Here is a 13,242-nt window from a genome sequence, read left to right as displayed (position 1 = left end):
GCTTAAAAGCGCTGCTCTATGATCTCGCAGTGCAGCAATAAATTCCCCGTAGGAATGCAATGGTGATGCGATGGCGAACGTTCTGAGAATGCTGAATTCGTTGCCGCCGATCGAAACGCTCGTCTGTTTCGAGGCGGTTGCCCGATGTGGAAGCTTTACGTCCGCCGCTCGAGAGCTTTCGATCACCCAGAGCGCCGTCAGCAAGCAGATCAAGGCGCTGGAGGAGGCGTTGCATTGCGCACTGTTCGATCGGCACGCGCGAGGTATCGAACTCAGTCACGCCGGCGCAGGCTTTCTGGAAGAGTTGGAGCCGTTGCTTTACAAGCTACAGCGGGCGGTCGTGAAGGCTCGCAACGAGCAGTACGGTCAAGCCGTCTCGATCGCCTGCACGTTGTCGATCGCGCACTACTGGTTGTTCCCGAGAGTCGTTCGCTTCAACCAGCGATACCCGGAAATCACGGTGAGCGTCGTCTCCACGAACTCGAACAACGAGCATAGCTGCAACGAGGCCGACTTGGGGATTCTTTACGGAGACGGCGATTGGTCGCTGTTGGATAGCATTCCCCTCATCCCGACGGTCGTCTATCCGGTATGCAGCCCCGAATTGCAAGTCCCATCCCCCGCAACGCCGAGCGACCTGTGCGCTCTGCCGCTGATCCAGCTCGACTCGCACGAATGGGACTGCATCGATTGGCAGGATTGGTTCGCTTATTTCAACGTCGATTACCAGATCCCCAGAAAGGCGATCACGTTCAATCAGCTGACACTAACCCTCAATGCGGCGATCGAAGGGCTGGGGGTGAGTCTCGCGTGGGATTCGATGGCGCGCCCGGCGATCGAAGCCGGCAAGCTGAAGCGGCTGGGGGAGTTTCAATACGAAGCGCAGCGGGGCGACCACCTCGTGTATTCGAGGCATCGCCCGCTCAGTGCGCAAGCGTCGACGTTCAAGGACTGGCTGCTCACGACCGTTTGACCGCCGGATGCAGGCGGGCAAAAGAAAATCTCTCATGCGAGATGTGCGTCGTCTCCGCGCCCGCGCATATACGCTTGCGGGCTAGCGCCCATCTCAAGACGGAACGCATAGACGAACGCGGACGTCGAGCCGTACCCGAGTTCCATTGCGGTCCTCGTTACCCCTAGCCCGCCCGCCAGCAATTCGATCGCCCGAAACAATCGCATGCGCCGCCGCCACGAGCGCAAGCTCATGCCCGTCTCGGTCGCAAAATGGCGAGCCAGCGTCCTTGGCGACATGCCGACTATCCGGCCCCACTCTTCGGGCCCGCGCGGATCCGCGGGATCTGCGTAAAGCGCTTCGCACAGCGTGGACAAGACGCCCTCGCGTGGCCACGGCAGCGCCGCGGGGAGTGGATTCGCGCGGCGCAACTGATCGAATATCAACCGAGTAATCCGGCCGGCGTATCCGTCGTGGTCCTCCTCTCCACTGATTTCGGCTGCCTCGATTACAAGCGCCTTCAGCAACGGCGTAACGCCGAACACGGTGGGACCGTCGGCCGGCAACCCGTCGCCATCCTCCTTCTCGATCCATAGGCTTCGAAACTCGGCGCCCAATAGCGAACCGACCCGGTGATTTACTCCCACCGGCAACCAGACTGCCTGCTCCGGAGAGATGACGTAGGACCCGCCTTCCGCGATGACGGTCAGCGCTCCCGAGATCGCATAGACCATCTGGTTCCACCGATGGGCATGCTCGGGGAAGCAGTGATGCGCGGGGATGAACTGCACGCGTACCGCCAGCGGCCTAGGAGGCGGTAGTCCAGCCGGTACTTCGATCGTCTCCCAAGGCATTTCAGTCTCCCGTTTGGCGGTTATTCTATACATCCTGGCAACTCATCGAAATACGGCCACGTCGAACATTGTTCTAATAGCTGACGCTGCCCGCGACAACGAACCGGCTAATTGCCCCCCGAAATCATGAGTACCCAGCAAGGCCTGCCGCATTCGGCGACCCAACGAGAGCGAGCCAAAGTCATCGCGGCTGGGCTCTGTGCGCTCGTCCTTACCGTGGGCCTGGCTCGCTTCGCCTACACCCCGATGCTGCCCATCATGCGCGATCAGGCGGGCTTGAGCATCGTGTCAGGCGGCTGGTTGGCGACGTGGAACTACGCCGGCTATATGGCGGGGGCCTTGATTGCCGCCAACCTGTCGCGGCTCGAGTCGAAATATGTCCTCTACCGGGTGGGGCTAGTGCTCGGTGTGGTCACGACGATTGCCACGGGGCTCACGCAGTCACTGCTGCTATGGGATTTGCTGCGCTTCCTTGCAGGCGTCGCTGCGATCTCGGGTTCGCTGCTGGCGTCGGGTCTAGTGCTCGATTGGCATGTTCGAAACGGCCATCAACCCGAACTCGGGCTGCACTTCATGGGCATGGGCGCGGGCATCATCGTTTCAGGCATTGCCGTGCAGTACCTGTCGGCTCATTGGAAGTGGAATATCGATTGGATCGGATTGGGCGTGCTCGGCACGTTCTTCTTCTGCGTTGCTTGGGCGTGGATGCCGGCACCGGTCAGCCACGGCGGAAGTGCGGCACGCGCGACGCATAGCGTGCCCAGCAGATCGTGGACCACACTGCTTTCTCTGTCCTATCTTTGCGCCGGGTATGGATATGTCGTTAGCGCCACGTTCATCGTCGATATCGTCGACCGACTGCCCGCTTTCGCCGGAAAAGGAAACTGGGTGTGGGTCATTGTCGGATTGGCGGCAGTCCCCGCCAGTTACATCTGGGACGGCATCGCGCGTCGGTGGGGTATCGTTCAAGCGCTAATCGCCGCGTTTCTGCTTCAAACGCTTTCCATCGTTCTGCCCGTGCTCACGCGCGACGCGGGGTGGATCGCTTTGAGCGCGGTGCTATTCGGCGCCACGTTCATCGGCATCGTGAGCCTCACACTCGCGCTGGTGGGGCGCTACTATCCGAGTAATCCGGCCAAGGCGATGGCGCGGATGACGCTGAACTACTGCATCGCGCAGATAGCAGCGCCGGTCATCACCGGCTACTTGAGCGCGCATTTCGGGAATTACAACGCCGCCCTGATCTTCGTTGCCGTCGTCATGCTGGTGGGCATCGCGCTGCTTAGCCGCCTCGCCAAGACGCCCGTGTTTTCGCCGAGCCGCGCGATCGCGCCTGCCAAGTGACATTGAGCCGGGCATCGCCATCATGCTCAGCCCTCGCTAAGCGAGAAGGTGGTCACTTTTGCTGCGACCGCTCGGGACAAGATCGGGCCCATCTACGCTCCCGAACACACTCCTGGCCGCACAATGAACCAGCGTATCGATGAACAATTTAGCGCGCGGCCATGGCCCAAACCCTGCCGCCGTGTTGATGTGCCCCGCCGCACCTAGATTCACGAACGCACTGCCGAACCGCCGTGCAAGTTCGCGCGCCTCGCCTGCGGGCATCCACGGATCGCTTTCGCTGCCGACTAGAATCGAAGGCACGTCGATGCGATGCGCGGCGAATTTACCGACCGACTCGAATTTCTCCGGGCTCGCGGGCGCGACGAACAAAATACCCGCCACGTCAGCCGCGCCTGCGTGGCGCGCAAGCGCAATCGCATGCGCGGCCGCAAGGCATCCGTAGCTGTGCGCGGCGATAACGAAAGGCCCCCGCTCTTTGGCTAGCACTTCGCCAACGGTACGTGCCCATCCACCAAGATTTGGCGCTTCCCAATCCGACTGCTCGACGCGCAGCGAGCGAGCAAACTGCCGCTCGAGCCAACTTTGCCAGTGTGCGTTTTCACTGCCATGCAGGCCGGGGACGGTCACGAGCCGAGGCGGCCAACGATTTCTATCGCACGTACGCATTGATTTTCTCCACGTCCGCATGATGCTTCGAATTCGGAGCAACTATCGTCAGGCGACACGAATCGATCGCGCCGTAAGCACAAGCGTGTCTCAGCGACACTCGATCCGTATCCCGATCCGAAGACGGTAAGTCCCGAAACCGCACGCTCGATGCCGCCGCGATCGGGATCGCGGTGCGCGCAATCCTCGCAGCGGGCGGAGGACGGTACGCGCGGCATCGACGCGCTCGCGGTCGCATTCATTAGCCGAGGCTCGCCCAATAATGTCCGAACACATGCACCGACAACACGTATCCGACGATCACATTGACCGCCACCCCCGCGGTGAACGCAATGAACGGCCGCACGCCCGTAGCAGATAACGACCTCAACCGCGTAGTCAGCCCGATCGAGAAGAAGCAGAAGATGAATGCCCACGTGCGCAGCACGGTGATCGGCGCCGTGAATTCCGGCGCCACGATCTTGCGATAGGCGCCGAGCGTATGACCGCTCGCGACCCACGTGACGAACGCCGAAGCAATGACGAATCCAATCACGAATTTCGGAAAGCGCGCCCAAATCTCGCCGGCGCGGGACCGCACCTGCAACTCGCCTTCGCGGTCCCAGCGCGTCGTCGCGACGATCGCGAGCACGAACGCCCAGATGCCGATCCAGATGTCGCGGCCGACGACCTTCATCAGCGTGAATGCTTGCAGCGACGCTTCCGGCGCGCCGGCAATCGCACCGGCGCCGTGCTTCGCGAGATCGCCGTAGGCCTGCGCCGCGGCGATACCGGCGGCATCGGCGAACTCCGACGTGCCGATCCATGCGCCAGCGATGCCGGTCGGCAGGCCGAATGCGCGCGATATGAACGGCAAAGCGAAGATCATCACGATTGCCCAGACGATGACGAGCGTAATCGCAACGGATGCGTGCTCGCGCTTCGCACGAACCGCACCTGCAATCGCGATCGACGCTGAAACACCGCATACCGCGCCTCCGGTGCCGAGCACCGCGGCGAAACGTTTGTCCAGGCCGAGAGCCGAGCCGACGAGGAAGATCACGAAAAACGTCGACAGCGACACGATAGTCGCCTGCCCGACCGCAACGGGACCCGCCCACACGAGCAGCGTGAACGGCAGCGTCGCACCGAGCAGCACGATGCCGACTTTGATATAGAGTTCGACACGCAGCCCCGCGTGAAACCATTCGGGCAGCTTGAACACGTTCGACAGTATGAGACCGGCGGCAAGAGCGACGAGCGGTGGCTCGAGGTTGTACTTCGATGCGTCGGTCCATGCGCCGAGCGTGAAGATCACGATCGATCCTGCGAACACGATCAGGAACGACGGAACGAAGTGCGCGACTCGCTGGCCTTGCGCGGCCACCGCGATTGAAAAGAGCACGCCGAACACGGCGAGCAATGCGACATAGTTCGGCAAATGTAAGGCGAAGAAATGTGCGGCGTCGCTGACACTCGTCCATTGCGCCGGCGCGACGGCGAGCCACCGGATACTGCCGCCGTTCGCGTAAAGGATGTAGGCAACCAGCACGAGCCCCCATCCGATCCATATCGACCACCAGTCTTCTTTCGTCGTCCACTCGCGCCAGAAGCCTAGCCGCCTCTGCGTTGAACCCGTACTCGACTCATACCCGTTCACGTTCTCGGCGTTAGCCGCGCCCGATTGCGATCCGCTCATCGTTGATCCCCTGTCGTGTGCGTTTCGCGGGCAACGTGGCTGGCCCGCGCGCATGTTGAACGACAATTATCGAAAGCGGGGAAACGAATGTGAACGAACCGTTTGGACTAAGCATAGTGCGCTGGGCGAGGTGCAATGCGCTGCGACTTCTTCAAACCGCCAGCAACGCCAACTCCTGTGCCCCCTCACGCAACACGGGCAAGATTCGGCTTTCCATCTCCGCAATCGAAATGCGAGCCGCCTGTACCCCGACGTTGAGCGCAGCGACCGCTTTCCCCTCAGCACCGTAGATCGGCACCGCGATCGACCGAAGCCCGATCTCCAGTTCTTGATCGACGAGCGAATATCCGTTGGTCCTTATGGACTCGAGCGCGCCGCGAAAGCCCTCCCGCGACACGATCGTGCGCGGCGTGTACTGAATGAACTTCGCGCGGTCCAGAAACGCTTCGAGCACTTCCGGGCCAGCGTGGGCGAGCAGCACGCGTCCCATCGACGTGCAGAACGCAGGCAGCCTGCTGCCGACGTGAATATCGATCGACATGATGCGCGATACCGGCGCTCGTGCGATGTACAAGATCTCGTCGTCGTCGAGAATCGCGACCGAAGCCGATTCGTTGAGCGTACTGCTGATATGACGCAACACGGGCTGAGCCGCATGCGCGAGCGGCGTCCCCGCGAGGTACGCATGACCGAGCTTCAATACGCGCGGGCGCAGCGAGAACAGCCGGTTTTCGTCTTCGGCGACAAAGCCGAGCTTGGCCAGCGTATACAGGCAGCGCCTGACCGCCGCACGAGGAATCCCTGTGCGCTGACTGATCTGGGACGTCGTCAGGATGCGCCGCTCCTGGGTGAAGGCCTGCAGCACCGCCAAACCTCGCTCGAGCGACGTCATGAAATTTGGATCGCTGGCCAAAGCCGAATCCGAGGATTCACTGCTTTCCGGCCGCACGCCTTCCGTCTGAACTTCCGCTTCAGTTTCCGCTTCGCCACGACGGCTCATTCGTTTCATCCTTTTCCTCTGAACTTTGAGGGTTTGGTTCGGCACATCATTGACCGATAATCGCACAGTATTCCGCTAATCGCCCTTGACGGTCAAGTTCGCTGTCGCCAACATTTGAAGCCGAACGCCATGCGCCACGTGGGTGGCCGCGCACCGTATTCAAGCAAGCTCATTAGCCAAGGATCTTCCATGGAAAACGCCTTCATTTGCGACGCAATTCGGACTCCTATCGGCCGTTACGGCGGCGCGCTGGCGGGCGTGCGAACCGACAACCTCGGCGCGCTGCCGATCAAGGCGCTGATGGAACGCAATGCCAACGTCGATTGGAACGCGATCGACGACGTCATCTACGGTTGCGCCAACCAAGCCGGCGAAGACAACCGCAACGTCGCGCGCATGGCGGCCCTGCTGGCCGGCCTGCCCGTGGGCGTGCCCGGAGGCACCGTCAATCGTTTGTGCGGTTCGGGGCTCGATGCGCTGGGCATCGCGGCACGCGCCATCAAAAGCGGCGAGACCGGACTCATGATCGCGGGCGGCGTCGAAAGCATGAGCCGCGCCCCGTTCGTCATGGGCAAGGCCGAGAGCGCGTTCAGCCGCGCGGCCAAGATCGAAGACACCACCATTGGGTGGCGTTTCGTCAATCCGGCGATGAAGGCGATGTACGGCGTGGATTCGATGCCGGAAACCGCGGAAAACGTGGCGACCGAATTCGGCATCAATCGTGAAGACCAGGACGCATTCGCCCTGCGCAGTCAGCAGCGCACGGCCGCGGCACAAGAGAGCGGCCGCTTCAAGGACGAGATCGTCGCGGTCACGATCGCCCAGAAGAAAGGCGATCCGATCGTCGTGACGAACGATGAGCATCCGCGCGCGACCACGCTCGAGGCGCTCGCCAAACTCAAGGGTGTCGTGCGGCCCGACGGAACGGTAACGGCCGGCAACGCATCGGGCGTCAACGACGGCGCTTGCGCGCTGTTGCTGGCGAACGAGCGCACAGCGGCGCGATTCGGCTTGCAGCCGCGCGCACGTGTCGTCGCGATGGCGACGGCCGGTGTCGCGCCGCGCATCATGGGCGTGGGCCCGATCGACGCCGTGCGCAAAGTCTTGAGCGTTGCGGGTTTGAAGCTCGATCAGATGGATGTGATCGAGTTGAACGAAGCGTTTGCCGCTCAGGCGCTGGCTGTCACGCGCGCACTCGACCTCGCCGCCGACGACGAACGGGTCAATCCGAACGGCGGCGCCATCGCGCTCGGTCACCCGCTCGGGGCATCGGGCGCGCGTCTGGCGACGACCGCGACCTATGAGCTCGCACGCAAAGGCGGGCGTTACGCGCTGTGCACGATGTGCATCGGCGTGGGGCAAGGGATTGCCGTCATTCTCGAACGCGTTTGATAATCGGTAGCTGCCTTTTCGGCAGCTCACCACAAGCAGAGCCGCATCGTCACTGAAACAGCGCCGCCGTGTCGACGTCGGCCATCCTATCCAGTTCATCGCGGCGCGTATCGCAGGCTCGGCGTATCGTCGAACCTTGCGTGATCCATATGGCCAGCGGAACCACCGACACGCACCCGAGCGCGGCGAACGCAATCGGAAAGCCGAAACGGCTCGCGAGCCACCCGCCCAGCAATGGACTCAGGCAACCGCCGGCTCCTTGTATCCCCTTCACCGCGCCTTGACCGAGATTGACCCGGCCGCTGCCGTGCAATAGATGCACGATCAGCGCCGGCACGGCGACGCTTTGCAGGCCGGAGCCGATGCCGTCGAAGACCTGCACGGGCGCGATCCCCCACGGCGTGGTCAGCCACGCGGCAGCCACGCCTCTGAGCGGCAAGGTTATCAGCGTCGCGAGGATGACCCACCAAAATCCCCAGCGGCGAGTGATGCGATAAGCGTAGACGGCGGCAATCAACATGACGACCTGCGAAATGATGATGTTCGCCGCCGTGATCTGGCTTGCAACACCGTGATGGTTCGCCGCGACTGCAAGGCTGTAGAGGGGCAGCATGGCGGAATTGCCGAGATCGAACACCGCCAGAACGAGCGCGAGCAGCAGTAGCGGGCGGTTATGGAGCAGGACGCGCATCTTTTCCGCGCGCACCTGCGACCGGTTCTTCTCGTCCTCATGCGCAAGGCCGCGAGCATAGTGCCGGTGCACCGCACGCGACGGAATCAGCAGCACGGATGCGATGCACGCGACACCGAATATCGCACTCAGAACGAACACATAGGAAATGCCGAGCAACCATCCGGCTGCGCCCGACAACGCGGCCGCCGCGATGTTGCCTGCATGGTTCGATACCTGATTGCGCCCGTATTGCCGGTCGAAATTTCTTCGGCCCATCATGCCGAGCGTCAATCCTGTCAGCGCGGGGCCCATGGCCGAACCGCCGACGGCCGTCGCGATTTGCGAGAACATGATCGGCCAATATCCATGCGAGAGCCAGATCACCGCTGCGGCGACGATCGTCAACGCACTCGCGCCGACGACGACCGAACGCCGATGGTAGATGGCATCGACGAGCGCGCCGGCGGGAGCCGTCACCAGCATGCCGACGATCGCCCCCACCGTGAGGATGGTGCCGATCGTATCGGGATGCCAACCGTGCGACTGCAGGTAGATGCCGAGAAACGGCCCGGCGCCGGCCTGCACATCGGCAGCGAAGAAACTAACCGCCAGTAGTGGGATTGTCGGCTTCACTCGAACGCGTGGCTTGTTGACCTTTCATTCGCGAGCGCGTCCGATGGGCTTCTATCCGTCAAGCGTCCGCGGGCTCATTGCGCATGCGATCGACGCGCGCAACAGTGCCCAGCATCCCTCGTGCCCACTGTCTTGCCATGTCCTTGCCATCCCCTATTCCCCGCCGCGTTCGACGTACCATCTTGCCGCCGACAGCAGCCATGCCTCGAACGCCTGCAACCATGGCGAATTCTGCTTGTGTTCCGGATACACGAGGTAGTAGCCCTTCTCGCTTTGCAAAAGCAGATCGCAAGGACAAATCAACTCGCCGGTGGCCAACTCATGCGCAACGAGGAATCGAGGTACGAGCGCAATGCCCAATCCCGCGCGGGCAGCCTCCACGAGCATTGAAAACAGCTCATAGCGCTGACCTTTCATGCTGTCGGCATCGTGAACGCCTGCCTGCACGAGCCATTGCCGCCACGCATCGGGGCGCGCGGATTGATGCAGCAACGTGAAATTCGGGAGCTCGCAAGGCTCGAGGCTGGAGCGGCCGTTCATCAAGCGCGGACTACATACCGCGGTCATCTCCTCGCCGAACAGATACTTGGCGATGGCCCCGGGCCAGATCGGATCGCCGAAGTGAATCGCGGCGTCGAACTGCGTGTCGGTGAACAGAAACGGTTCGGCCCGCGTTGCCAGATTGACGACGATGTTTTCGTGCGCACCGTAGAACTGCGGAAGCCGAGGAATCAACCAGCGCGTAGCGAACGTGGGAATGACGGCGAGTTCGAGAATACCGCCGGCATCCCGATGCGCCATCGCGGCCTGCGTGTCCCGCTCCATTCTCTCGAGATTTTCGCGTACTTGTTTTGCATAGAGCTGGCCGACCTCCGTAAGACTGAGCCGCTTCTTGACCCGGTTGAACAGCGCGACGCCCAGATACTCCTCGAGGATCGCAACCTGCCGTCCAACCGCACTCTGCGTAAGGGCGAGTTCGTCGGCACTACGGGTAAAGCTCAGGTGGCGCGCCGCTGCCTCGAATGCGATCAGGGCTTCGATACTCGGAATCTTTCGTCTCACGGATCCTTCCTCAAACGCACAACGTCGCGAGTTTATATCGTTTGCCTGCTGCAAACCATATCGCAACAATGTCTTCCATATCGCGGTAGATCGTTCGAGTCGTTTCAGTCATTTATCGCCAGCCTGCGCAATGGGCCGGCGGCTTTGTCTCGCCTCGCTTCATGGGCCGATGCCGCCATTGTCTCGTAGGGGCTTTGCACAGACTGGTATCAGATTCGCGAATGCACTGCCTCAGTGAATTCCCGTATATCAATTTCATTAGTACTCCTAATTTCCTGCCAAACATCCGCTTTCGAATTGAAGGAGCATCATGTCCAACGACGCGCTTCCCGTAAAGTTCAAGCCTTATACTCGCCAGACCATCAGCCAAGCCCCGCAGTGGTCGTTCCTTTCGACGGAACTGCGCGAAGCGGTACAGGTCGTATCGCGCGTGCTGCCGTTTCGCACGAATCAGTACGTCATGGACGAGTTGATCGATTGGACCAATATCCCGAACGATCCGATCTATCGCCTGACGTTCCCCCATCCGGACATGCTTTCCCCGGCCGAGTATTCGCATCTCCGAGACCTCGTGCTCGTGAAGAAGGACGAGGCCGCCATTGAAGAGGCCGTCCGTGCGATCCGCATGAAGATGAACCCGCATCCGGCGGGGCAAATGACGCACAACGTTCCCTTCCTCGATGGTCAACCGGTGAACGGGCTGCAGCACAAATATAAAGAAACCGTGCTGTTCTTCCCCAGCGCCGGACAGACCTGTCACGCCTACTGCACGTTCTGCTTCCGCTGGCCGCAGTTCGTCGGCATGGACGATCTCAAGTTCGATGCGCGCGAATCGAACGAACTTGTTGCCTATCTGAAGCAGCACCCCGAAGTGACCGACGTCCTCATCACCGGCGGCGATCCGCTGATCATGAACACGCGGTCTCTCGCCGGGTATATCGAGCCGTTGCTGGCACCCGAGCTCTCCCACATTCAAAACATCCGCATCGGCACGAAATCCGTGTCGTATTGGCCGCAGCGGTTCGTGACGGACAAGGATTCGGACGATCTCATGCGCCTGTTCGATAAAGTCGTCGCGGCCGGCAAGAACCTCGCGATCATGGGCCACTACAATCACCCGGCCGAATTGCGTCCTGTCATCGCGCAACGAGCGGTCAAACGGATTTTTTCGTCGGGCGCGACCCTTCGGATGCAGGCGCCGCTGATTCGCCACATCAACGAAGATTCCAAGGGATGGGCGGAACTGTGGACGACGGGCGTACGGCTCGGCGCAATCCCCTATTACATGTTCGTCGAACGCGATACCGGCCCCAGCCACTATTTCCAGTTGCCGCTGGCGAAAGCCTACGAGATTTTCCAGGCGGCCTATCAAACTGTCTCGGGGCTTGCACGCACGGTCCGCGGCCCGTCGATGAGCGCATTCCCCGGCAAAGTCGTGATCGACGGCATCGTCGAGATCGCCGGCGAGAAAGTGTTCGCCCTTCAGTTCTTGCAAGCGCGCAACCCGGATTGGGTCCGCCGGCCGTTCTACGCCAAGTTCGATCCGGCGGCGACCTGGCTGCACGATCTCAAGCCCGCATTCGGCGCGAAGAAGTTTTTCTTCGAAGAGGAAAGCGTCGCGAACATCGCCATCGCTCGCCATGCTGGCCGCCACGTTCCCGGTGTGTCAGCCGAGCCGGCGCCCGCCATTGCGCTTGCTTCCAACGGATAACGGGAAGCGTTCCAGGGCAGTCTGGGCCGTCGCTTGCGATGGACGGTCCACTCGTCGAGCAATCGCATGGACTGCCGCGCCGATCTCAGTCGACATCCTTCCTTCAACGCACAACATTGTGCGTATACATCGCTTGATCCGGAGAGGCGGCGCCTCAAGAATACCGGACACGCCCTTTGAATCAGTGATTCAGGCAGTCGATCCAAAGGCCACAAACTCCTCCATATAGATAGAGCATGTCCGGAATCGACAATCAGCGCGCGCATTTCCAGGGTCCCGCCACCCGCACAGGCACCACGCCCGCAAGCCGCGTCGAGCAGCAACGGCCTTCGTCCTACGCGACGCTACTCGAAGCGCCTCTATCGTCGATTGTCAGCAACGTGCCGGACCGGGCGGACGTCATGTCGAACGCCATCCTCGGGTACAACTGATCACGACGAACCGAAGCCGAATCGTAAGAGCCGCGCCGCCTCGAAAAGCAGGCGGCGCCGAAATCCGTCAGATCTTCAGGCACCACAACGCCAAGAACGGGTTGTCGTCCGAGCGGACTGCGTGAACCGCATTCGGGGCGTTATGAATACCGCCGCCGATTCCCGGCGAAAGCCAAGGTCCGCGATCCTTACGGAATTCGCCCGCGGTCATCAGCACGTAGGTTTCCTCCGGCGGATGGCTATGATCGGGGTAGCGGACATCGGGCTTCATCACCGTAAAACCCAGTTGAAGATCGCGTCGCTGCTCGATGCCTCCCGGACCGCAAATCATCCCGTTCGCGTGGCCCTCTAAAAAGTTGGGGCTCGCGTTTGCGACGGTCATCCGTCTGGACCAACCGATGAAAGGCTCGAGCGCTTTGATGCTCTTTGCCACCTGGCCGTACTCGTCATCAGCATCGCTATACGGCTCGAGCGCTTTGTCGAGCGAATCGCAGGCGGGAAAACGCTCGCGCGTTTCGAAGCGAAACTCGCCCGGTTGCTCGAGGCGGGCGAAGATCTCGACTGCTAGGTCCCGCGCCTCTTTCGACCGAGTCTCGACCGCAAACAGGATGCGCGCGGCGTCTATGAACGCCTGTATCTCTTTCGGGCGTGATTGCATTGAATTTCCTCGCTTACATATTCGCGTAGTTCGGGCCGCCACCGCCTTCCGGCGTGACCCAGACGATATTCTGCGTCGGGTCCTTGATGTCGCATGTCTTGCAATGCACGCAGTTCTGCGCATTGATGACAAGGCGATCGGTGCCATCCTCGTTCTTGGCGAACTCATAGACAGCCGCGGGGCAG

13 protein-coding genes are annotated in these 13,242 nt (G+C 61.4%); 5 read left to right on the top strand and 8 right to left on the bottom strand.

Annotation, left to right across the window (positions count from 1 at the left end; genetic code table 11):
* Positions 1 to 88: 88 nt before the first annotated feature.
* Positions 89 to 973, top strand: a complete 885-nt coding sequence (locus DWV00_RS26235; RefSeq protein WP_245965048.1) for a LysR substrate-binding domain-containing protein — start codon at positions 89 to 91, stop codon at positions 971 to 973.
* Between the two features lie 32 nt (positions 974 to 1,005).
* Here DWV00_RS26235 and DWV00_RS26230 read toward each other — a convergent pair whose 3' ends face one another.
* Positions 1,006 to 1,806 (bottom strand): AraC family transcriptional regulator, encoded by an 801-nt coding sequence (locus tag DWV00_RS26230; RefSeq protein ID WP_115536686.1) that lies wholly within the window; start codon positions 1,804 to 1,806, stop codon positions 1,006 to 1,008.
* A 126-nt stretch (positions 1,807 to 1,932) separates the two neighbouring features.
* On the opposite strand from DWV00_RS26230, the gene DWV00_RS26225 reads away from it, so the two are divergent.
* Positions 1,933 to 3,150 (top strand): YbfB/YjiJ family MFS transporter, encoded by a 1,218-nt coding sequence (locus tag DWV00_RS26225; RefSeq protein ID WP_115536550.1) that lies wholly within the window; start codon positions 1,933 to 1,935, stop codon positions 3,148 to 3,150.
* 36 nt (positions 3,151 to 3,186) lie between these two features.
* Here DWV00_RS26225 and DWV00_RS26220 read toward each other — a convergent pair whose 3' ends face one another.
* The 3 genes from DWV00_RS26220 to DWV00_RS26205 form a co-directional block, all read right to left on the bottom strand.
* A complete protein-coding gene (locus DWV00_RS26220) occupies positions 3,187 to 3,819 on the bottom strand; it encodes an RBBP9/YdeN family alpha/beta hydrolase (RefSeq protein WP_115536549.1) in 633 nt (210 codons plus the stop codon).
* Between the two features lie 241 nt (positions 3,820 to 4,060).
* The gene (locus tag DWV00_RS26210; protein WP_115536548.1) at positions 4,061 to 5,497 is read right to left on the bottom strand and encodes a YeiH family protein; all 1,437 of its coding nucleotides are present in this window, start codon (positions 5,495 to 5,497) and stop codon (positions 4,061 to 4,063) included.
* Positions 5,498 to 5,648: 151 nt separating this feature from the next.
* Positions 5,649 to 6,497 (bottom strand): IclR family transcriptional regulator domain-containing protein, encoded by an 849-nt coding sequence (locus DWV00_RS26205; RefSeq protein ID WP_181885595.1) that lies wholly within the window; start codon positions 6,495 to 6,497, stop codon positions 5,649 to 5,651.
* A gap of 189 nt (positions 6,498 to 6,686) precedes the next feature.
* Here DWV00_RS26205 and pcaF point away from each other — a divergent pair, with 189 nt between their 5' ends.
* Positions 6,687 to 7,889 carry a 3-oxoadipyl-CoA thiolase gene (gene pcaF, locus DWV00_RS26200; RefSeq protein ID WP_115536546.1) on the top strand — a complete coding sequence of 401 codons (1,203 nt, stop codon included), beginning with the start codon at positions 6,687 to 6,689 and terminating at the stop codon, positions 7,887 to 7,889.
* Positions 7,890 to 7,938: 49 nt separating this feature from the next.
* Here pcaF and DWV00_RS26195 read toward each other — a convergent pair whose 3' ends face one another.
* The gene (locus tag DWV00_RS26195) at positions 7,939 to 9,195 is read right to left on the bottom strand and encodes an MFS transporter (RefSeq protein ID WP_115536545.1); all 1,257 of its coding nucleotides are present in this window, start codon (positions 9,193 to 9,195) and stop codon (positions 7,939 to 7,941) included.
* Positions 9,196 to 9,348: 153 nt separating this feature from the next.
* Positions 9,349 to 10,257 carry a LysR family transcriptional regulator gene (locus tag DWV00_RS26190; RefSeq protein ID WP_181885594.1) on the bottom strand — a complete coding sequence of 303 codons (909 nt, stop codon included), beginning with the start codon at positions 10,255 to 10,257 and terminating at the stop codon, positions 9,349 to 9,351.
* A gap of 310 nt (positions 10,258 to 10,567) precedes the next feature.
* Between DWV00_RS26190 and DWV00_RS26185 the strand changes: the two genes are divergently transcribed.
* The gene (locus tag DWV00_RS26185; protein WP_115536544.1) at positions 10,568 to 11,968 is read left to right on the top strand and encodes a KamA family radical SAM protein; all 1,401 of its coding nucleotides are present in this window, start codon (positions 10,568 to 10,570) and stop codon (positions 11,966 to 11,968) included.
* Between the two features lie 236 nt (positions 11,969 to 12,204).
* The gene (locus DWV00_RS26180) at positions 12,205 to 12,399 is read left to right on the top strand and encodes a hypothetical protein (protein ID WP_115536543.1); all 195 of its coding nucleotides are present in this window, start codon (positions 12,205 to 12,207) and stop codon (positions 12,397 to 12,399) included.
* Between the two features lie 67 nt (positions 12,400 to 12,466).
* Here the strand turns inward: DWV00_RS26180 and DWV00_RS26175 are convergent, their stop codons facing one another.
* Entirely contained in the window at positions 12,467 to 13,057 is a 591-nt protein-coding gene (locus tag DWV00_RS26175; protein ID WP_115536542.1) for a dimethylsulfoniopropionate lyase, read from the bottom strand.
* Between the two features lie 13 nt (positions 13,058 to 13,070).
* Positions 13,071 to 13,242: 4Fe-4S dicluster domain-containing protein (locus DWV00_RS26170; protein WP_181885593.1), on the bottom strand; the 172-nt coding region annotated here is incomplete at its 5' end.

The organism is Trinickia dinghuensis (assembly GCF_003367175.1).
GTDB lineage: Bacteria > Pseudomonadota > Gammaproteobacteria > Burkholderiales > Burkholderiaceae > Trinickia > Trinickia dinghuensis.
Note: the sequence above shows the minus strand (reverse complement) of the source record. Positions and strands in the feature narration are given on the sequence as shown.